Annotated in this window: 1 protein-coding gene; it reads left to right on the plus strand. The window is 66.4% G+C overall.

The features are described 5' to 3' along the window. On the plus strand, positions 1 to 695 hold a 695-nt coding region (locus LI94_RS21340; RefSeq protein ID WP_152664910.1), incomplete at its 5' end, for an RNA methyltransferase. Positions 696 to 815: the final 120 nt, after the last annotated feature.

Consider the following 815-nt stretch of genomic DNA (forward strand, 5'->3'; position numbering starts at 1 on the left):
CGCCGGTTTCATGCGGCGGTCCCAGCTTCGCCTCTCCTCCGTCGAGCCTCGCTGAACCGCCGGGCCCCACCGAGTGGTTCGCACCGGCCAACGGCGTCGGCCCCTGGCCGGGACCCCCGCCGAACGACTCCCGCTACGACCCGGAGCTGCTGCGCGAGGGAGACCGTCGCAACGTCGTCGACGCCTACCGCTACTGGACCCGAGAGGCGATCGTCGCCGATATCGATCGCCGGCGGCACCGGTTGCACATCGCGATCGAGAACTTCGGCCACGATGCCAACATCGGCTCGGTGGTGCGCACCGCCAACGCGTTCGCCGTGCACACCGTGCACATCGTTGGTCGGCGCCGGTGGAATCGGCGCGGCGCCATGGTCACCGACCGCTATCAGCGACTGCTGCATCACGAAACCGCCACTGATCTCCTGGATTTCGCCGCCCGGCAGGGACTCACCGTCGTCGCGGTGGACAACGTGGCAGGGGCGGTGCGTCTGGAGCAGACCACGCTGCCCGTCGACTGCCTGCTGGTGTTCGGCAGCGAAGGTCTCGGTATCAGCGACGAAGCCCGGGCCGGCGCGGAGCTGACGGTGTCGATCGCTCAATTCGGCTCCACCCGCAGCATAAACGTCGGGGTGGCCGCCGGGATTGTGATGCATGCCTGGATCAGCCGGCATGGTCACCTCGACCAAGCGTGGTGACAGCTACCTTCAAGCCAACCTCGGTAAATATGGGTCTGCTGCACGGATAGGTGACATCTGAGTTGGCTTGCCTTGCGGGGTGGGCTGGAAGGATGTCATTGTGCCCAGGCCTTATCCGAA

The organism is Mycobacterium sp. UM_Kg27 (genome assembly GCF_000972905.1).
In the GTDB taxonomy this organism is placed as follows: Bacteria; Actinomycetota; Actinomycetes; order Mycobacteriales; family Mycobacteriaceae; genus Mycobacterium.